Below are 19,045 nucleotides of genomic sequence, written 5' to 3'. Positions count from 1 at the left end.
CCGGTTGCGGCATTTGCGTCGCGTCGCCGCTTCGAACGGAAAACGGAACAAGGAGACGTCAACATGCCGATTCACTGGATGCGGCGCGCCATACGCGCCTGCGTCATGCTGCTCGCGCTCGCCGCGTTGTCCGGCGCCGCGCTCGCCAAGGACACGCCCGAAAAAACCACGCTGACGATGGCCGTCGGCGGCTTGCCCGGTCTTTACTATCTGCCGGTGCTTGCCGCGCAGCAGCTCGGCTACTTCAAGGACGAAGGCCTGGACGTCACGCTCGAGGACTTCGCGGGCGGCTCGAAAGCGCTGGAAGCCGTGGTGGGCGGCAGTGCCGACGTCGGCGCGGGCGCGTTCGAGCACACGCTCTTCATGCAGGCGAAGGGACAGCACTATCGCGCGTTTGCCTTGATGGGCCGCGCGCCGCAGATCGTCATCGGTGTGGTGAAGTCGAAGGCGGATCGGATCAGATCGCTCGCGGACTTCAAGGGCGCGAAGGTCGGCGTGAGCGCGCCGGGGTCGTCGACGGATCTCGTGCTTACCGTGGCATTGCGCAAGGCCGGCGTGCAGCGCAGCGATATCTCGGCGATCGGCGTCGGCAGCGGCGCGACGGTGTTGGCCGCGGTGGGTAGCGGGCAGATCGATGCACTATCGAATGTCGATCCGATGATGACCAAGTTGACGCGCAGCGGCGCGATCAAGGTACTGGTCGACACGCGCACGGTGAAGGGGACGCAGGCAGTGTTCGGCGGAACGATGCCGGCGGCGACGCTTTACGCGCCGGAGAGCTTCATTCAGAAGAATCCGAAGACGACGCAGGCGCTGACCAATGCGGTCGTGCGCGCGAACCACTGGCTGCAGACCGCGAGCGACGCCGATCTGCTGAAGATGGTGCCGCAGGCCTATCTGCTCGGCGATCCGGCGCTCTACCTGGAGGCCTTTCACAACGTGCGCGACGCGTACTCGCCCGATGGCCTGATGCCCGCGGACGGTCCGGCGACCTCTCTGCGCGCGCTGTCGTCATTCGACAACCGGCTCGATCCGAAAAAGATCGACCTGGGCGCGACCTATACGAACGACTTCGCGAGCAAGGCGGCCGCGCAGTTGAAGTGAGCCAAAGAAGTCATGCCGTTGCGTGTGATGCCGGCGTGAGCCGGGATGTGCGAGATGCACGAACAGCCGGCGGAGAAGCGGGGGAGCGCGCGGCTGATGTCTGCGACAACAACATCGGTGCGATCGGCTTGCGCGAGCCGATGTTGTTGTGGTGTCGAGAGCGTTCGGTGATCGCTCGTGTGCCGCCTAATTGCCCCGATATTCGACCTTGAAGGTTGCGGCCTTGTCTTCGCCGAGCGTCTTGACGAGCCACGGCATCTGCTCCTTGAGCATTTTCGCGAGCGTGTACGGCGGGTTCAGGATAAACATGCCGCTGCCGAAAAGTCCGAAGCCATCCGCGGGCGGATTGCTGACGGTCAGGCTGACGTGCAGCCAGTTGTCCTTTTGCAATTGCTTCAGCTGATCGGGAAAGCGCTGCGATTCCGGGCGCTTCACCTGCGGATACCAGACCGCATAGGTGCCGGTCGGAAAGCGCTTCAGGCTTTCCTCGACACAGCGCAGCGTGCGACTGTAATCGCGCTTGTCCTCATATGACGGATCGAGCAGCACCAGCGCGCGGCGCGGCGCCGGCGGCAGCAGCGCGAGGATGCCGTCGAAGCCGTCGCCCGCGTAGAGCATCGCGCGGCGTCCCGCGTCGCGGAAGTTATGGCGCAGCACGTCGATTTCAGTCGTGTGCAGTTCGAACAGGCGCATGCGGTCCTGTTCGCGCAACTGCCGCCATGCGATGTACGGCGAGCCTGGATAGAAGCGCAACTGGCCGTCGGCATTGAGCGCGCTTACTTCGTCGACGTATTCGGCGAAGAGCGACGGCAGATCGTTGCGTTCCCACAGTTTTGCGATGCCGGTCTGGAACTCGCCGGTCTTGGTCGCGTAGCCTTCCTTCAGCGAGTAAACGCCGGCGCCCGCATGCGTGTCGATATACCAGTAGGCTTTGTCCTTCTGGCCGAGGTAGCGCAATAGCTGCAACACGACGGCGTGTTTCAGAACGTCGGCGTGATTGCCGGCATGGAAGGCGTGGCGGTAACTGAGCATGATGAGAGGACGCTGAAAGAGGACGTGCCGGCCGGAGCGGAGACAGTGGCGCGCGGCCGCGTATTGTACGCGAGCGCGCGCCGCCGGTTATCCGCTTGCTGCGCGGCTCACTCGTGCGCGTCGCCGATGATCTCCTCGATCCGCTGCTTGATCTCCGGCGTCATGCGCTCGGCCACTTCGGCCGATTTCATGTTTTCGCCGATCTGCTCGACCCGCGACGCACCCGTGATTACCGTGCTGACATGCGGATTCTTCAGAATCCATGCGATCGCGAGCTGACCGACCGTGCAGCCGAGTTCGTCGGCCACCGCGCCCAACTGACCGACCACGTTGTTCTTGCCCGGGTCGGTGAGCTGGTTGCGCAGCCAGTCGTAACCTTGCAACTGCGCGCGGCTGTCGGCGGGTATTCCAGCGCGGTATTTGCCGGTGAGCAGGCCGGACGCGAGCGGGCTCCAGGTGGTGAGGCCAAGGCCGATGTCTTCGTAAAGCCGTTTGTATTCCTGCTCGACGCGCTTGCGGTGAAACAGGTTGTATTGCGGCTGTTCCATGACCGGCTTGTGCAGATGATGCCGCTCGGCGATTTCATACGCGGCGCGGATTTCTTCGGCGCTCCATTCGGAGGTGCCCCAGTACTGCGCCTTGCCGCGCGCGATCATGTCGCTCATCGCCCAGACCGTTTCCTCGATCGGCGTGTTCGGGTCGGGACGATGGCAGAACACGAGATCGACATAATCGAGCTGCAGGCGCTTGAGCGAGCTGTCGATCGCGTTCATCAGGTACTTGCGGTTCAGCGTGTGGTACTGGTTCGGCGCTTCCGTCAGACCCCAGAAGAATTTCGTCGACACCACGTAGCTCACGCGCGGCCACGCCAGTTCCTTCAGCGCGTGGCCCATGATTTCCTCGGATTTGCCGCCGGCATAGACCTCGGCGTTGTCGAAGAAATTGACGCCGGCGTCACGCGCCGCGGCAAGCGATTCGCGCGCGGCGCGATGATCGACCTGGTTGCCGTAGGTGACCCACGAGCCGATGGACAGCTCGCTGACTTGCAGGCCTGAGCGGCCCAGACGTCGGAAATTCATGTCTCTCTCCTTGTTGGTGATGCACGAAAATTGAGGCGTGAAAATTGAGGCGTGAGTCGAGCACGAAACGCAGGCCGGGATTGAGTCCGAAGCCGTCCAGTTTAAAGAGATACGGCTCGATGTGTGTTTTACCTCTGGAATTCACGGGGTTCATGCACAATAGCAAAGTTGGCCGCAATGCAGCATCGGCCGAACGGTCTATGCCGTTTGGCTGACTTCACGCCGCATGCGGCCTTGTGGTCTCATTGCTCATCAACTGCATGGAGGTTCCGGATGTCGTCTCTGAACACGAATCTGAATGGCAAGGTCGCTGTGGTTACCGGCGCGGCAAGCGGCATCGGCAAGCAGATCGCGCTGACTCTGTCCGCCTCGGGCGCGGCGGTCGCGATCGCCGACCTGAACCAGGACGGCGCGAACGCCGTGGCTGAAGAAATCAGGGCGGGCGGCGGCAAGGCAATCGGCGTGGCGATGGACGTCACGAACGAAGAGGCGGTCAACCAGGGCATCGACAAGGTTGCAGCGGAATTCGGCTCGATCGACATCCTCATCTCCAATGCCGGCATCCAGATCGTCAATCCGATCGAAAACTACTCGTTTTCGGACTGGAAGAAGATGCAGGCGATTCACGTTGACGGCGCGTTCCTGACCACCAAAGCGGCGCTCAAGCACATGTACAAGGACGATCGCGGCGGCATCGTGATCTACATGGGTTCGGTTCATTCGCATGAAGCCTCGCCGCTGAAGTCCGCCTACGTGACGGCCAAGCACGCGCTGCTCGGCCTCTCGCGCGTGCTCGCCAAGGAAGGCGCCAAGCACAACGTGCGCTCGCACGTGGTATGTCCGGGCTTCGTGCGCACGCCGCTGGTCGACAAGCAGATTCCCGAACAGGCAAAGGAACTCGGCATCAGCGAGGAAGACGTGATCAAGCGCGTGATGCTGGGCGGCACGGTCGACGGCATTTTCACGACGGTCGAAGACGTCGCGCAGACGGTGCTCTTCCTGTCCACGTTCCCGACGGCCGCGCTGACGGGCCAGTCCTTTATCGTGAGTCACGGCTGGTACATGCAATAAGGAGAGGCCCATGGCGCAACGCAATCTCAAGCGGGCGCGCGTGGGCGTGTCCGGCGACGGGGAGGGCGCCGGTCCGGCGCCGGCCACGCACCCGCGCCGGCATCTCCACTTGCCTAACTACGAAACCGTCGCGCTGATGCTGCAAGGCGGCGGCGCGCTGGGCGCCTATCAGGCGGGCGTCTTCCAGGGGCTTTACGAGGCCGGCATCGAGCCCAACTGGCTGGCGGGCATTTCGATCGGCGCCTTGAATACGGCGATCATTGCGGGCAATCCGCCGGAAAAGCGCGTCGAGCGGCTGCTGCAATTCTGGGAAACGATCTGCCAGCCGGCCTTCGGGCCGCCGGTGCCGGCTTTCGTCGAACACGCGTTTTTCAATTCCAGCGAAGCCGTACGCAAGGCATTCACGGCGGCGCAGGCGATGAGCGCGATCGTCGAAGGGCAGCGGGGCTTTTTCGTGCCGCGCTTTCCGCCGCCGTTGCCCACGGTGTCCGGGCCGCCGCAAATGGCCAGCTACTACGACACCACGCCGCTGAAAGCCACGCTCGAATCGCTATGCGATTTCGATCGCATCAATTCGGGCGAGATACGTGTGTCGGTGGGCGCGGTCAATTGCGGCACGGGCAACTTCGAGTATTTCGACAATACGCATACGACGCTGCGGCCCGAGCATTTCATGGCGTCGGGTGCGTTGCCGCCGGGCTTCGCTGCAGTCGAGATCGACGGTCAGTACTACTGGGACGGCGGGCTGATGTCGAATACGCCGCTCTACGAGGTGATGCAATCCACGCCGCGCCGCGACACGCTTGCGTTTCAGGTCGATCTGTGGAGCGCGATCGGGCCGGTGCCGGACAGTCTCTCCGACGTACAGGGGCGCATGAAAGACATCCAGTATTCGAGCCGCACGCGTCTCGTGACCGACATGGTGCAGCGTTCGCAGCGCTTCCGGCATGTGCTGCGCGAGGTGCTGGACCGCGTGCCCGTCGAGCAGCGCGACGACCCGTGGTGCAAGCTGGCCGAAGATCTGTCGTGCTCGAAGCGCTACAACGTGATCCACCTGATTTACCGGCACAAGGAATACGAAGGCCACTACAAGGACTTCCAGTTCGGCCTGTCGACGATGCGCGAGCACTGGCAAAGCGGCCTCGAAGATATTCGCCATTCCCTCGAGCAGCCCGATTGGCTCGAGATGCCGGACAACGATGCGGGGTTCGTGACCCACGACATCCATCGGGATTCGCGCTGAGTTTGTATCGAGTTCGCGCTGGTGGGGTTGTTGCCGAAAGAGCCGAAGCATTGGCGCCAGCGCTACCTTTACTCAGGCAATAAAAAAAACGGCGCCCTTTTCAAAAAGGGCGCCGTTTTCATTGGCGTCTGCCATCCAGCGCAATCAAATACAGCGCGGCCAAGGTCCGCGCCGCGCAATGCCTTACTTCAGCACGTGAGCAATCGCGTTGGCGACCACGTCGAGATTACGCGTGTTGAGCGCAGCCACGCAGATGCGGCCCGTGCTCACCGCGTAGATGCCGAATTCTTCGCGCAGACGGTCCACTTGCGGTGCCGTCAGACCCGAGTACGAGAACATGCCGCGTTGCGCGTTCACGAAGCCGAAGTCGCGGTCGACGCCGGCTGCCTTCAGGCGCTCGACGAGGCCGTTGCGCATTGCGCGGATGCGCTCGCGCATTTCGCCCAGTTCGGCTTCCCACGTGGCGCGCAGTTCGGCCGATGCCAGAACCGCCGCGACTATCGAGCCGCCGTGCGTCGGCGGGTTCGAGTAGTTCGTGCGGATCACGCGCTTCAGTTGCGACAGCACGCGGGCCGATTCTTCCTGGCTGGCCGTGATGATCGACAGTGCGCCGACGCGCTCGCCGTACAGCGAGAACGACTTCGAGAACGACGACGACACGAACACGTTCAGTTCCGCTGCCGCGAAGAGGCGCACGGCTGCCGCGTCGGCTTCGATGCCGTCGCCGAAGCCCTGGTAGGCGATGTCGAGGAACGGCACGAGGTTGCGCGCCTTGACGACTTCGACCACCTGCTTCCACTGCTCGACGCTCAGGTCGACGCCGGTCGGGTTGTGGCAGCACGCGTGCAGCACGACGATGGTGCCGGCCGCGTAGCCGTTCAGCGCGCTCAGCATGCCGTCGAAGTTTACGCCGTGCGTTTGCGCGTCGTAGTACGGATACGATTCGACGACGAAGCCCGCGCCTTCGAACAGCGCGCGGTGGTTTTCCCAGCTCGGATCGCTGATCGCGACCTTGCTGGCCGGATTCACGCGCTTGAGGAAGTCCGCGCCGATCTTCAGCGCGCCCGTGCCGCCCAGCGCCTGCGCCGTGACGACGCGGCCCGCTGCGATCAGCGGCGAATCGTTGCCGAGCAGCAGCTTTTGCACGGCCGCATCGTAGGCGGCGATACCTTCGATCGGCAGATAACCGCGCGGCAGCGCGGCTTCGACGCGGGCCTTTTCCGCGTCGCGCACGGCGCGCAGCAGCGGAATCTTGCCTTCTTCATTGAAGTACACGCCCACCCCGAGGTTGACCTTGGTGGCGCGCGCATCGGCGTTGAAGGCTTCGTTCAGGCCCAGGATCGGGTCGCGGGGAGCAAGTTCGACGGCGGAGAACAGAGACATGATGGATGGGCAGCAGTAGTGAAAAGAGGGCGGCGTCGCGCGCGGGCGGCCTGGCTTCGGGCGTCGGCGGCGTTTCGGGCGTTTGGCGGGAATCTGGCGAAACACGCGGCGAAACGCACGGAGAAACACGCAAAACGAGGCCGGTCCATCGGGCAGCGGCGAGCGAGCGCAACTTCGCATTGTAACGAATCCGGCCGCGTTTTTCGTCCGCCAAGGCGGGCAACCGGCAATTATTTGCTTGAAAAACAGGCACGACGGGGCCACGTGTGGCAGCGGGCAATCCGCGCAGATCCCGTTTGGCGAAGAGGGAGCCCGGCGCCTGTTCTGCGTAACCGCGCCCGATCCCCGCTTCCCGCAACCCGTTAGAATGGTTCTTTGCTCCAAGGCCCGGTGCCGTCCCCATGTCCGAACACCATCTGACTGAAGCCGAAGACACGCTCGACGAATCGAAATTTGTCTCGTTCGAAGGCTCGCCGTTCCGGCTTTACCAGCCCTATCCGCCCGCCGGCGACCAGCCCACGGCCATCGACACGCTCGTCGAAGGCGTCGAGGACGGTCTCGCGTTCCAGACGCTGCTCGGCGTGACCGGCTCCGGCAAGACTTTCACGATGGCGAACACGATCGCGCGGCTCGGCCGCCCGGCCATCGTGTTCGCGCCGAACAAGACGCTCGCCGCGCAGCTCTATTCGGAGTTCCGCGAGTTCTTCCCGCACAACGCGGTCGAGTATTTCGTCTCGTACTACGATTACTACCAGCCGGAAGCGTACGTGCCGCAGCGCGACCTGTTCATCGAGAAAGATTCGTCGATCAACGAGCATATCGAGCAGATGCGGCTGTCGGCGACCAAGAGCCTGATGGAGCGGCGCGACGTCGTGATCGTCGCGACCGTCTCGGCCATCTACGGTATCGGCAACCCGTCCGAATATCACCAGATGATTCTCACGTTGCGCACCGGCGACCGTCTCGGCCAGCGCGACATCATCGCGCGGCTGATCGCGATGCAGTACAGCCGCAACGAAGCCGACTTCCAGCGCGGCTCGTTCCGCGTGCGCGGCGACACGATCGATATTTTCCCGGCCGAGCACGCCGAGATGGCCGTGCGCGTCGAACTGTTCGACGACGAAGTCGAAACGCTGCAGCTGTTCGATCCGCTCACCGGCCGCGTGCGGCAGAAAATTCCGCGCTTCACCGTGTATCCGTCGTCGCATTACGTGACGCCGCGCGACACCGTGCTGCGCGCGGTCGAGACGATCAAGGCCGAGTTGCGCGAACGGCTCGAATTCTTCTATGGCGACGGCAAGCTCGTCGAGGCGCAGCGGCTCGAACAGCGCACCCGCTTCGACCTCGAAATGCTCCAGGAACTCGGTTTCTGCAAGGGCATCGAGAACTACTCGCGGCACTTCTCGGGCGCGGCGCCCGGCGAGCCGCCGCCGACGCTCGTCGACTATCTGCCGCCCGACGCGATCATGATGCTCGACGAATCGCACGTGCTGATCGGCCAGTTGAACGGCATGTACAACGGCGACCGCGCGCGCAAGGAGAACCTCGTCGACTATGGCTTCCGGCTGCCGTCCGCGCTCGACAACCGGCCGCTCAAGTTCAACGAGTTCGAGCGCAAGATGCGCCAGGTCGTGTTCGTGTCGGCAACACCGGCCGACTATGAGAAGAAAACGGCCGGCCAGGTCGCCGAACAGCTCGTGCGCCCGACCGGGCTCGTCGATCCCGAGATCGAGGTGCGGCCGGCGCGCAGCCAGGTCGACGACGTGCTCGGCGAGATCAACGAGCGCATCAAGGTCGGCGATCGCGTGCTCGTCACGGTGCTGACCAAGCGCATGGCCGAGCAGCTCACCGAGTTTCTGGCCGATCACGGCATCAAGGTGCGCTATCTGCACAGCGACATCGACACGGTCGAGCGCGTCGAGATCATCCGCGATCTGCGGCTCGGCGCATTCGACGTGCTGGTCGGGATCAACCTGTTGCGCGAAGGGCTTGATATTCCCGAGGTGTCGCTCGTCGCGATTCTCGACGCGGACAAGGAAGGCTTCCTGCGCGCCGAGCGCTCGCTGATCCAGACGATCGGCCGGGCGGCGCGCAACGTGAACGGCAAGGCGATTCTCTACGCGGACAAGATCACCGACTCGATGCGCCGCGCGATCGACGAAACCGAGCGGCGGCGCGCGAAGCAGATCGCGTTCAACGTCGAGAACGGCATCACGCCGCGCGGCGTGGTCAAGCGGATTCGCGACATCATCGACGGCGTGTACAACGTCGACGAAGCGCGCGCCGAGTTGAAAGAGCAACAAACGCGCGCGAAATTCGAGGACATGTCGGAGAAGCAGCTTGCCAAGGAGATCAAGCGCCTCGAAAAGCAGATGATGGAGCACGCGAAGAATCTCGAATTCGAGAAGGCCGCGCAGACCCGCGACCAGTTGGCATTGCTGCGCCAGCGCGTGTTCGGCGCGAACGTCGGCGATCATGTGTCCGGCGTCGACTGACGCGCAGTTCGTCCGGGGGCGCGACCATACGCCGCGCCCCGTTCGTTGCACCCGCCCGCGAGCGACTCGCCCGCGCTCCCGCAGCCGCGCAATGCATGGCATCCGGGCCGGCGCCATCGCGGTGTACCCCGGTTTCACTATCGCTCCCCATTTCCGCCGCCAGCACCCGTTCCCTTAAATCTGCCTTAAGACCCTGACGGCACAAGGCCTGGCGTGCGTTCGCGTTTGTTCTCCCCGGGGATAGATGATAAACTCGACCAATATTGAGAATGGTTCGCATTTAAATTTACATCTGGCTTGCGCGCACTGTTCCAATGGATTCGATTCCAGTCTGATAAAAACAAGGAGTTTCAATGCGGATTTCTTCATTTGCACGTGGCGGCGTAGCCGTGGCGGCCGCTGTCGCGGCGCTCTCGGTATCGGCTGCGGAATACCCGATCGGCAAGCAACAGATCCAGGGCGGCATGGAAATCGGTGCGGTCTACCTGCAGCCGATCACGATGGAACCCGAAGGCATGATGCGCAAGGCATCGGACTCGGATGTCCACCTCGAGGCCGACATCCATGCGGTCAAGAACAATCCGACCGGCTTCGCCGAAGGCGACTGGATGCCGTATCTGCAGGTGCATTACGAACTGACGAAGGCCGGCTCGAACCAGCCGCTGAAGGGCGACCTGATGCCGATGGTCGCAAACGACGGTCCGCACTACGGCGACAACGTCAAGCTGCAAGGCCCGGGCAAGTACCACCTGAAGCTGATCGTCGAACCGCCGATGCAGATGGGCCATACGGCGTTCGGCCGCCACGTCGACAAGGAAACCGGCGTGGGTCCGTGGTTCAAGCCGTTCACGCTCGACTATGACTTCACCTTCGCCGGCATCGGCAAGAAGGGCGGCTATTAATTGCCGCGAAGCGACCGCGAGCCGCGCCGAGGATCGCGTCGCCGTGCCTGAACGCACGGTCGCGCGACGGCCGGGGCGGCTCGGTGAATGCAGCAGACGGCGCGCCGGCGTCCGGTGTGGTAGCCGGGGTCGGCGTGCCGTGTTTTCCGGAAAGGCTCATGGGAATCAACCGAAAGATTGCGATGCTCGCGGCGACGTTCTGGCTGGCGGGCGCGGCTCACGCAGCCGACCTGCCGACCTTCAAGCTCGAAATGAGCGACGGCAAGCTGAACCCGGCGCGCATCGAAGTGCCGGCGGGGCAGCGCATCAAGATCGAGGTGCGCAACACTGGCAAGGGCGCGGCCGAATTCGAAAGCGTGCAGTTGCGCAAGGAGAAGGTATTGGCGCCGGGCGCCGATTCGTTCGTCGTGATTGCGCCGCTCGAACCGGGCGAATACAAGTTTTTCGACGATTTCCACCAGCAGGCGCAGGGTGTGATCGTCGCGAAGTAAGCAGTGGCCTCGCACGCGCGCGCTCGCGCGCGGGGCAGCAGAAGTATCGAAGGAGAGCTTGAATGGGTCAGATTCTGTTCATCGTGTGGCGGGAAAGTGTCGAGGCGCTGCTGGTCGTCGGCATCCTGTACGCGTGGTTGAAAAACGGCGACGACGACGCGCGCCGCGGCCTGCCATACCTGTGGGGCGGCGTGGCGGCCGGGATTATCGCGGCGGTCGCGCTTGGCGCGGCGCTGGTCGGTTTCACCGAGGTGCTGTCCGGCGACGCGCAGGACTACTTCCAGACCGCGATGGTGCTGATCGCCTGCGTGCTGATCGTGCAGATGGTGCTGTGGATGAAGCAGCATGGCCGCACGCTGAAGCGCGACATGGAACAGTCGCTGCAAAAGAGCCAGCGCGATTCGAACTGGTGGGGCGTCGCGGTGCTGGTCGCGCTGGCGATCGCGCGCGAAGGCAGCGAAACGGTGATCTTCCTGTACGGCCTCGGCTTCGGCCAGTCGGGCCACGTTGACGGCAGCCAGATGCTGGCCGTGGCGATTGGTCTCGCGCTCGCGTTCCTGACCTTCTACGTATTGCAGCTCGGCGGCAAGATCTTCTCGTGGCGGCTCTTTTTCCGCGTCACCGAAATCATGCTGCTGTTCCTCGGCGCGGGCCTGTTCCAGACCGGCGTCGACAAGCTGATCGACAAGGAAATCCTGCCGACGCTCGTCGACCAGTTGTGGAATTCGTCGGCGATCCTCGACGATTCGAGCACCTTCGGCTCGCTCGTCGCGACGCTGACCGGCTATCGCGCGCATCCGGCGCTGATGAACCTGATCGCCTACGCGGTCTATTGGGGCGTCGTCTGGTGGCTCGTGCGCCGCGCAACCCGCAAGCCGGCGCAGCAGGCAGCCGGGCGCGCGGCATGAGTACCGTGATGGCGCCGCGGCCGGGCCGTCTCGCGGCGGCCGGCCAGTGGATGCAGCGTCACGGCGCGGCGATCCGCGGCATCCAGTGGATCGTGGTCGCGGTCTACGCGTTCCTGATTATCGTGCCCGCGCTGATGCCGCTGCCCGACGACACCGCGCATCTGTGGAGCAACCTGACGCTCGCCGCGCAGTTCGTGTTCTGGGGCATCTGGTGGCCGTTCGTGCTGCTGTCGATGGTGATGCTCGGGCGCGTCTGGTGCGGCGTGCTGTGCCCCGAAGGCGCGCTCGCCGAATTCGCGAGCAGGTTCGGCCGCGGCCGCGCGATTCCGCGCTGGATGCGCTGGGGCGGCTGGCCCTTCGTCGCGTTCGGCATCACGACGATCTACGGGCAGATGGTGAGCGTCTACCAGTACCCGAAAGCGGTGCTGCTGGTGCTGGGCGGCTCGACCTTCGCGGCGATCGTGATCGGCCTGCTGTACGGACGCGAGAAGCGTGTCTGGTGCAAGTATCTGTGCCCCGTCAACGGGGTTTTTGCGCTTCTGGCGCGCCTTGCGCCGTTTCACTACAAGGTCGACGAAGACGCCTGGCGCCGCTCGTACACGAACGGCGAGCACGGGCATCGCGTGATTCCGATCAACTGCGCGCCGCTCGTGCCGTTGCGCAACATGAAGGGTGCGGCGGACTGCCATATGTGCGGCCGTTGCAGCGGACACCGCGACGCGATTGCGCTGACGTGGCGCAAGCCGTCGTCGGAAGTAGTGCAGCTGGGCGACAAGAAGGCGAACCCGTGGGACACCGCGCTGATTCTCTACGGCCTGCTCGGCATCGCGATCGGCGCGTTCCACTGGACTGCCTCGCGCTGGTTCATCGATCTGAAGATGTTCGCCGCGACATGGCTCGTCGATCACGACATCACGTGGCCGCTCGACACCAACGCGCCGTGGTTCCTGTTCACGCATTATCCCGAGCAGAACGACGTGTTCTCATGGCTCGACGGCTCGCTGCTGATCGGCTACATCCTCGCGACGGCGCTCGTCTACGGCACCGCGCTGCTGCTGTTGCTGATGGGCGCGACGCGCATGCTCGGGCGCTTTGACGCAACGCGGCTGCATCATCTGACGCAGGGGCTGATTCCGATTGCCGGCGCGGGCGTGTTCCTCGGCCTTTCGGCGACGACGCTGTCGTTGCTGCGCGCCGAACACGTGCCGCTGTGGTGGGCGTCGGATCTGCGCATCGCGATTCTGGTGATTTCGAGCCTGTGGAGCGCGTGGCTCGCGTGGCTCGTCACGCGCCGCTATAGCGAGCGCTTCGTGCCGCGCGCGCTGGCGCTGCTGTGGTTCGTCGCGGCGCTGGCCGTGGTGAATAGCGCGTGGTGGCTGATGTTCTGGGGCTGGGCGTCGAAGTAGTAGGCGGGAAGTAGGCGAGCGGCGCGCGCCGGCGGCTTCGCGGACTGCCTAGCGTTGGTGCTCGCTCCGCGCAGCCGCCGGCCGACGCGCAGCGAACCGTATCGGCCAAAGGAAAAACCGGCAAAGAAAACCCTAGGCGGAAAACCGCAGCACCAAACAGAAAGCCGCGGGATGTCATCATCCCACGGCTTTTCCATTTTTCCGATTCAGCGACACGCGACGTTTGGCGCATCCGCTATCCAGTGAGAACCAAAAAAGCGGCCTGGCTTGCTGCGACGGCTGGCTTGGTGTCTGCACGAAGGGGTCTAGTTCTCGCGTGCAAGCCGTCGTGGCTGGCTAATGCCTAACACCTCTCTGGGAGGTGGTCCCCACAATACCCTGTACTGACCTCTCGTTCCTTACTTCGTCAGAATCAGCTTGCCCAGCCGCGTGGCACGCAACTGGTAGGTCTCGCCGTTATGGACGATGCTGACGTGACTATGACCCTGTAGCAGCGCGTCGCTGCGCACGACCCGCTCCTGTGTCTCGCCCGGAGCGTTCTTGCGATCCGGGGCCGGCTTGGCCGATGCGTTGGCCGTCGACGACGATTTCGGGCGGCTGGTCAGCGCGGCCGCCGGGCGGCGCAGGCCGAGCGTAGAGGAGCGGTTCAGATCGGTCATTCGTTTGAGCTGTTCGTCGATTCGATGGATTGATTCTAAATGATAACTATTCCTATTTACAAGAAAGAGTAATTTATTGGATTCGACTTCCGATAGGTAGAGGAACGACTCGCCGTACGAGGATCGAGGGCCGTCGTGGTCACGGCCCTGCGTGGCGTGGCGTGGCGTGGGGCGCCCGTGCGTCATTCAATGCAACGGTCCCGGTTTCTGCTTCGCCACCACGTACTGGCGGATCAGCCGTACCGTGTCGATATCGTTCTCGCGATACGCCGACTTGACGATCTCCTGCGTCTGCACGGCGTCCTGATCGGTCGAGACGGGCAGCGTGGTCGCATACTCGAAACGCAGGAAGAGCTGCAATTCGTCGGGCTGCTCGATCGTCATCGTGAGCGAGCCGCCGACGTGGTCCGCGGTCGGCAGGATGTCGTAGCGCACGCTGCGGCTTTCTTCGAGCGTGACACGGTCGCGCACGGTGGCCTGGCCGTAGTGCAGTTCGCGTTCGAGGACATTACCTTCGCGCGACAGGATCGTGCAGCTGTCGAGGCCCATCACGAACAGTTGCGGCTGCTCGGCGCGCAGCACGAGTCCTTCCCACAACTGTTCGCGGGTCATCGAGTCGACGAAGGGATTCAACGGATCGTTGATCTGGATAAGGTGTTCGAAATTCAAGACGGCTGCGTCCTATGAAAACATTGCAAACGTTGCGATATCCACCGACCTCTGTCGATCTCCGCGGCCCGCTTGCGCGGGCTCGTCCGCCGGACGTCCGTCACGCGACGGCGAGGGCGGAGCGGATCGAGATCGTATGCGTGAGGATCTTGTGGACCGGACACGCATTGGCAATCTGCAGAAGCCGTTCCCGCTGCTCGTCGGACAAGTCGCCTTCGAGCACGATCTGACGGTCGATCGTGGAGCCCGCGTCGCCGGTTTCCAGCGAGAGCTTCACGCGCACGCCGGCCAGCGGCCATTCCTTACGTTGCGCGTACATCTTCAGCGTGATCGACGTGCAGGCGCCGAGGCTCGACAGCAGCAGCGAGACGGGTGTCGGGCCGCGATCACCACCGCCGAGCGATGCGGGTTCGTCGGCGAGCCACGTGTGCCTGCCGTCGTCGAAACTGACCTGGAAGTTCGTCGAGCCGATGTGGGCGGTGACGGTGGACTCTGCCATGCGTGCTCCTCTGCGAGACGAAAAAAGCGCCGCGCGTCGCGGTTCGTTGCAACGAACCCGCGGGCGGCGCGACTCAAAGCGTTATTGTGACCGAATTTACAGGCGTTCGCGGCGTGGTCGGCCAAGGCAGCGGCGGGTTTCAGTGCGTAATCGCGCCCATCCGGCCGGCCTGGTAATCGAGCACCGCCTGGCGGATCTCGCCCTCGCTGTTCATGACGAACGGGCCGTAGCGCACCACCGGCTCCTTGAGCGGTACGCCGCCGAGCAGCAGCACTTCGAGCGGCTCCTCGCCGGCCGAGAGCGTGACCGCGTCGCCGTCGTCCTCGAACACGACCATGGTTTGCGCGGCGATTTCGCGACGCGCCTCGCCTTCGCCGTAGATGCCCTTGCCGGACAGCCCGTAAGCGAACACGCGATAGTCGGCCGGCACGGGCTGGCGGATCGTCGCGCCCGGCTGCAGCGAAAAATGCTGATAGAGGATCGGCGTGCGCGTTTCGATGGCGGCTTTCACGCCGAGCGCTTCGCCCGCGATCACCTTCACGCGCACCTTGCCGTCCGCGGAGGTCGCGACGGGGATGCTCGCCGACGGGACTTCCTGGTAGCGCGGCGCGATCATTTTGTCGCGGCGCGGCAGATTCACCCACAATTGCAGGCCATGCACGCGCCCGCCTGTGTGCACGAACGCCGGGTCCGGCATTTCGCTATGCACGACGCCCGCGCCGGCGGTCATCCATTGCACGTCGCCGGCGTGCAGCGTGCCGGAGTGGCCCGCCGAATCCTTGTGGCCGAACTGGCCTTCGAGCACGTACGTGACCGTTTCGAAGCCGCGATGCGGGTGATCGGGCGCGCCCTTGGCCTCGCCAGGCGCGTAGTCGACCGGCCCCATTTCGTCGAGCAGCAGGAACGGATCGAAATCCATTAAAAGACGCGTCGGAAACGGCCGGTGGACGATAAATCCGCCGCCTTCAACGGTGCGAACCGACGGGAACGTGCGTTCGATCGTGCGTGTCGTGCTCATCAATATCACCTTGAAAAATGGGGAATAGCGTTATTTTTGAAACATGAGGCTATTATAGGGACCGTTTTTCACGGTACCAGCCACCTTCAAGCAATGGATTGTTCTGCTAACGGAACGATGAGATGAAGATCGATTCTCACAACCTGAACGACCTCATGTACTTTTCGCAGGTCGTCGAACATGGCGGATTTTCCGCTGCCGAGCGCGTGCTAGGCATTTCCAAATCGCGTCTGTCGCGGCGGCTCACGGAGCTGGAGGCGTCGCTCGGCGTGCGCCTGCTGCAGCGCTCCACGCGCAAGCTCGCGCTGACCGAGGCCGGCCAGCTCTTCTATCAGCACTGTCAGGCGATGCTGAGCGAGGCGCAGGCGGCGGTCAACGTGGTGCAGCAACTGCGCTCGTCGCCGCGCGGCACCGTGCGCGTGAGCGTGCCGGTCACGATTTCGCAGACCATCCTGTCGGTCATCCTGCCGGAGTTCATGCACCGCTATCCCGAGGTGCGCGTCATCATGCGCGTGACGAATCGCGTGGTCGACCTGTTCGAGGACGCGATCGACGTCGCGCTGCGCGTGCGCTCCGATCCGCCCCAAAACGCCAACATCGTCGTGCGGCCGCTGTGGCGCACGCAGCAGATGCTGGTCGGTGCACCGAGCCTTTTGCAGCAGAATGCACCGCCGCTGACGCCGGCCGACCTGAGCCGCTTCGAAACGCTCGACGTGCCGACGAGCGACGGCCGCCACGTCTACAACCTGATCTCGCCCGACGGCACGCGCCATGTGCACGAACATGAGCCGCGCCTCGTGACCGCCGATCTGATGACGATCCGCGAGGCGGTGCTCGCGGGCGTCGGCATCTCGGCGCTGCCGGAGATGATGTACGGCGCCGCATTGCGGGCAGGGCAGTTGTCGCCGGTGATGCCGGGCTGGAGTTTTCCGACGCCGCAGCTGTACGCGGTGTTCGTCTCGCGCCAGGGGATGGTGCCGGCCGTGCGGGCGTTCGTCGATTATCTGGTCGAGATGCTCGATCAGGATTCCGGCACGCACATCATGGGTGAGTGTCCGGTGCGCGACGAAAAGGCGGCGCAGGCGGCGTCCACGGCTGCCTCGGCAGTTGTCTCATAGCGCCCGCATCGCCCGCGCGTCAGCCGTATCGCGTCGCGCAAATCGTTTTTAGCATTTAAGCGCGGCCTGTCATGGTTACTTTCAATGGCCGTTTGCTTGAATGCGCGCGCCCTCGGGCCTATAGTGAAATCCCTTCGCTAAGGAGTCTCTTATGCGAAAACTCATGGCCGCTATCATAGCGAGCCTGATAGGGCTGACCGCGCTGTCCGTGTCGAGCACGGCTGTCGCATGCGGTGATAGGAGCTATCAGTCTTCGGCCGATGGCAAATGATCCCGCCGCCCGAAGGCGCCGAGTGCGCACAAAAAAAGGCCTTCATCTGACGATGAAGGCCTTTTACTTTTTGGCTCTTGTTTTTTTAGCCCCTGTACAAGGGGCTTTTTTGCGTTTTCACACCGATGCGGCGTTACTTCGCTTTGGGCTGCGTGACGAAGCCGATCTTCGTGAGACCGCCTGCCTGCGCCGCCGACATCACCTGCGCGACTTTCTCGTACGGCACCTTGCGGTCCGCATCGAGATGCAGTTCCGGCTGCGGGTTCGCCTGCGCGGCCGCCGCGATCTTCGCGGCAAGCGCCGCGTCGTCGACCTTGGTGCTGTCCCACAGCACGTTGCCGTCCGCGTCGATCGACACCGTCACCTGCGCGGGCTTCGTGTCTTCCTTCTGACTGCTCGCGTGCGGCAGATCGATCTTGACCGCATGACGGATCACCGGAATCGTCACCATGAAGACGATCAGCAGAACCAGCATCACGTCGACGAGCGGCGTCATGTTGATCTCGTTCATCAGGCCGTCGTCATCGTCTCCGGCGAAAGGGCTCATTGCCATCGGAATGCCTCGTCGATCAGTTGGCGCGGGTCGCGAGACGCAGGCCGTCGCGGCTACGCTTGGACGACGACAGGCGCGCGCCCGTCACGAAGAACGCATGCAGGCCGTGCGCGAAGCGGGAGAGCTTCGCGACGATCGCCTTGTTGGCACGCGTGAGCGCGTTGTAGCCGAGCACGGCTGGAATCGCGACGAACAGGCCGAACGCGGTCATGATGAGCGCCTCGCCGACCGGGCCGGCGACCTGGTCGATCGACGACTGGCCGCTCGCGCCGATCGCGAGCAGCGCGTGATAGATGCCCCACACCGTGCCGAACAGACCGACGAACGGCGCCGTGCTGCCGATCGACGCGAGAATCGCGAGGCCGCTCTGCATGCGCGCGACGCTTTCGTCCATCGTGTCCTTCAGGCAGCGCGTGATCCAGTCCGACACGTCCATGCGGTCATGCAGATGCGGCTGCGTTTGATGATGATGGTCGGCCGCTTCCTGGCCCGCCAGCGCGAGCGCGAGGAACGGATTGTCCTGCGGCGTCGAGGAGCCGGCGCCGAGCTTTTCCACGCCGTCGGCGAGATCGTCCGAATGCCAGAACGCCTGCTCGGCGTTCTTCGTGAGACGCTTCAGGCGCATCACGTTCCAGCTCTTGACCACGATCACGCTCCACGACATCACCGACATGATCAGGAGCGCAAGCGCGATGCCGCGCGTCACGAAATCCCCTTGCGCCCACACGTGCGCCAATCCGTAGTTTTGCATTGCAATTCCCTGTTTTTGAAAGCTGCTTCAATCGGTCAGATTGAAGTTGAAAGGCTGGGTGTACACGGCCCGCACCGGCTGGCCGTTCTCGAGATAGGGCTTGCAGGCGCTCGCGCGCACGGCGGAGACCGCGGCGTCGTCGAGGCGGCTGAAGCCGCTGCTTTTCTTCAACTCGACGCTCTCGAGCTTGCCCGTCAGACCGACCACGAAGCGCACGTACGCCGTGCCGGATTCGCCGCGCCGTTTCGACAGCATCGGGTACTCGGGCTGCGCGATGTTGCAATCGATGTGCGAGACGTTCTTCGGCGCGGCGATTTCCATCGTCTGCCGGCCGATCGGCGGCGCTGCCGCGGCGGGCGGCGGCGCGGCTTCGGCGGGCGCGGGCGGCGCCGG

At 63.8% G+C, this 19,045-nt stretch carries 19 protein-coding genes; 9 read left to right on the top strand and 10 right to left on the bottom strand.

Annotated features, from left to right (window positions below; translation table 11 throughout):
- Positions 1-63: 63 nt before the first annotated feature.
- Positions 64-1,104, top strand: a complete 1,041-nt coding sequence (locus tag F3J20_RS29150) for an ABC transporter substrate-binding protein (RefSeq protein ID WP_167285579.1) — start codon at positions 64-66, stop codon at positions 1,102-1,104.
- 186 nt (positions 1,105-1,290) lie between these two features.
- Here the strand turns inward: F3J20_RS29150 and rlmJ are convergent, their stop codons facing one another.
- On the bottom strand, positions 1,291-2,136 hold the full coding sequence (gene rlmJ, locus F3J20_RS29145; RefSeq protein ID WP_167050356.1) for a 23S rRNA (adenine(2030)-N(6))-methyltransferase RlmJ: 846 nt from the start codon (positions 2,134-2,136) through the stop codon (positions 1,291-1,293).
- A gap of 107 nt (positions 2,137-2,243) precedes the next feature.
- Positions 2,244-3,215: an aldo/keto reductase gene (locus F3J20_RS29140; RefSeq protein ID WP_167285578.1), complete on the bottom strand. Its 972-nt coding sequence runs from the start codon at positions 3,213-3,215 to the stop codon at positions 2,244-2,246.
- A gap of 273 nt (positions 3,216-3,488) precedes the next feature.
- Between F3J20_RS29140 and F3J20_RS29135 the strand changes: the two genes are divergently transcribed.
- The gene (locus F3J20_RS29135; RefSeq protein ID WP_167050359.1) at positions 3,489-4,286 is read left to right on the top strand and encodes a 3-hydroxybutyrate dehydrogenase; all 798 of its coding nucleotides are present in this window, start codon (positions 3,489-3,491) and stop codon (positions 4,284-4,286) included.
- Positions 4,287-4,296: 10 nt separating this feature from the next.
- Entirely contained in the window at positions 4,297-5,529 is a 1,233-nt protein-coding gene (locus F3J20_RS29130; RefSeq protein ID WP_167285577.1) for a patatin-like phospholipase family protein, read from the top strand.
- Between the two features lie 183 nt (positions 5,530-5,712).
- Here F3J20_RS29130 and F3J20_RS29125 read toward each other — a convergent pair whose 3' ends face one another.
- Positions 5,713-6,912, bottom strand: a complete 1,200-nt coding sequence (locus F3J20_RS29125) for an amino acid aminotransferase (protein ID WP_167050363.1) — start codon at positions 6,910-6,912, stop codon at positions 5,713-5,715.
- A 401-nt stretch (positions 6,913-7,313) separates the two neighbouring features.
- Here F3J20_RS29125 and uvrB point away from each other — a divergent pair, with 401 nt between their 5' ends.
- From uvrB to F3J20_RS29100, 5 genes are all read left to right on the top strand, one after another.
- Positions 7,314-9,407, top strand: coding sequence for an excinuclease ABC subunit UvrB (gene uvrB / locus F3J20_RS29120; protein ID WP_167050365.1), 2,094 nt, complete (start codon positions 7,314-7,316; stop codon positions 9,405-9,407).
- 353 nt (positions 9,408-9,760) lie between these two features.
- Positions 9,761-10,309 carry an iron transporter gene (locus tag F3J20_RS29115; RefSeq protein WP_167050367.1) on the top strand — a complete coding sequence of 183 codons (549 nt, stop codon included), beginning with the start codon at positions 9,761-9,763 and terminating at the stop codon, positions 10,307-10,309.
- A 158-nt stretch (positions 10,310-10,467) separates the two neighbouring features.
- Entirely contained in the window at positions 10,468-10,800 is a 333-nt protein-coding gene (locus F3J20_RS29110) for a cupredoxin domain-containing protein (RefSeq protein ID WP_167050369.1), read from the top strand.
- Positions 10,801-10,862: 62 nt separating this feature from the next.
- Positions 10,863-11,708 carry an FTR1 family protein gene (locus F3J20_RS29105; RefSeq protein WP_167050371.1) on the top strand — a complete coding sequence of 282 codons (846 nt, stop codon included), beginning with the start codon at positions 10,863-10,865 and terminating at the stop codon, positions 11,706-11,708.
- Entirely contained in the window at positions 11,705-13,114 is a 1,410-nt protein-coding gene (locus F3J20_RS29100; RefSeq protein ID WP_167050373.1) for a 4Fe-4S binding protein, read from the top strand. Before F3J20_RS29105 ends, F3J20_RS29100 begins: the two co-directional genes overlap by 4 nt.
- A 398-nt stretch (positions 13,115-13,512) precedes the next feature.
- Here F3J20_RS29100 and F3J20_RS29095 read toward each other — a convergent pair whose 3' ends face one another.
- The 4 genes from F3J20_RS29095 to F3J20_RS29080 all read right to left on the bottom strand — a co-directional run bounded on the left by F3J20_RS29095 (position 13,513) and on the right by F3J20_RS29080 (position 15,959).
- Positions 13,513-13,773 carry a hemin uptake protein HemP gene (locus F3J20_RS29095; RefSeq protein ID WP_167285576.1) on the bottom strand — a complete coding sequence of 87 codons (261 nt, stop codon included), beginning with the start codon at positions 13,771-13,773 and terminating at the stop codon, positions 13,513-13,515.
- Positions 13,774-13,959: 186 nt separating this feature from the next.
- Positions 13,960-14,442: an SRPBCC family protein gene (locus tag F3J20_RS29090; RefSeq protein ID WP_167050377.1), complete on the bottom strand. Its 483-nt coding sequence runs from the start codon at positions 14,440-14,442 to the stop codon at positions 13,960-13,962.
- 100 nt (positions 14,443-14,542) lie between these two features.
- Positions 14,543-14,941: an OsmC family protein gene (locus F3J20_RS29085; protein ID WP_167285575.1), complete on the bottom strand. Its 399-nt coding sequence runs from the start codon at positions 14,939-14,941 to the stop codon at positions 14,543-14,545.
- A 139-nt stretch (positions 14,942-15,080) separates the two neighbouring features.
- Positions 15,081-15,959, bottom strand: a complete 879-nt coding sequence (locus F3J20_RS29080; RefSeq protein ID WP_167285574.1) for a pirin family protein — start codon at positions 15,957-15,959, stop codon at positions 15,081-15,083.
- A 122-nt stretch (positions 15,960-16,081) separates the two neighbouring features.
- On the opposite strand from F3J20_RS29080, the gene F3J20_RS29075 reads away from it, so the two are divergent.
- Positions 16,082-17,077, top strand: coding sequence for a LysR family transcriptional regulator (locus F3J20_RS29075; RefSeq protein ID WP_167050382.1), 996 nt, complete (start codon positions 16,082-16,084; stop codon positions 17,075-17,077).
- Between the two features lie 404 nt (positions 17,078-17,481).
- Here F3J20_RS29075 and F3J20_RS29070 read toward each other — a convergent pair whose 3' ends face one another.
- The 3 genes from F3J20_RS29070 to F3J20_RS29060 form a co-directional block, all read right to left on the bottom strand.
- A complete protein-coding gene (locus tag F3J20_RS29070) occupies positions 17,482-17,901 on the bottom strand; it encodes a biopolymer transporter ExbD (protein ID WP_167050384.1) in 420 nt (139 codons plus the stop codon).
- Positions 17,902-17,917: 16 nt separating this feature from the next.
- Entirely contained in the window at positions 17,918-18,652 is a 735-nt protein-coding gene (locus tag F3J20_RS29065) for a MotA/TolQ/ExbB proton channel family protein (protein WP_167050386.1), read from the bottom strand.
- A gap of 27 nt (positions 18,653-18,679) precedes the next feature.
- Positions 18,680-19,045 (bottom strand): energy transducer TonB (locus F3J20_RS29060; protein ID WP_167050387.1); only part of this gene is annotated, 366 nt, incomplete at its 5' end.

Origin of the sequence: Paraburkholderia sp. Cy-641 (genome assembly GCF_011752945.1) — a bacterium.
Taxonomy (GTDB): domain Bacteria; phylum Pseudomonadota; class Gammaproteobacteria; order Burkholderiales; family Burkholderiaceae; genus Paraburkholderia.
Note: the sequence above shows the minus strand (reverse complement) of the source record. Positions and strands in the feature narration are given on the sequence as shown.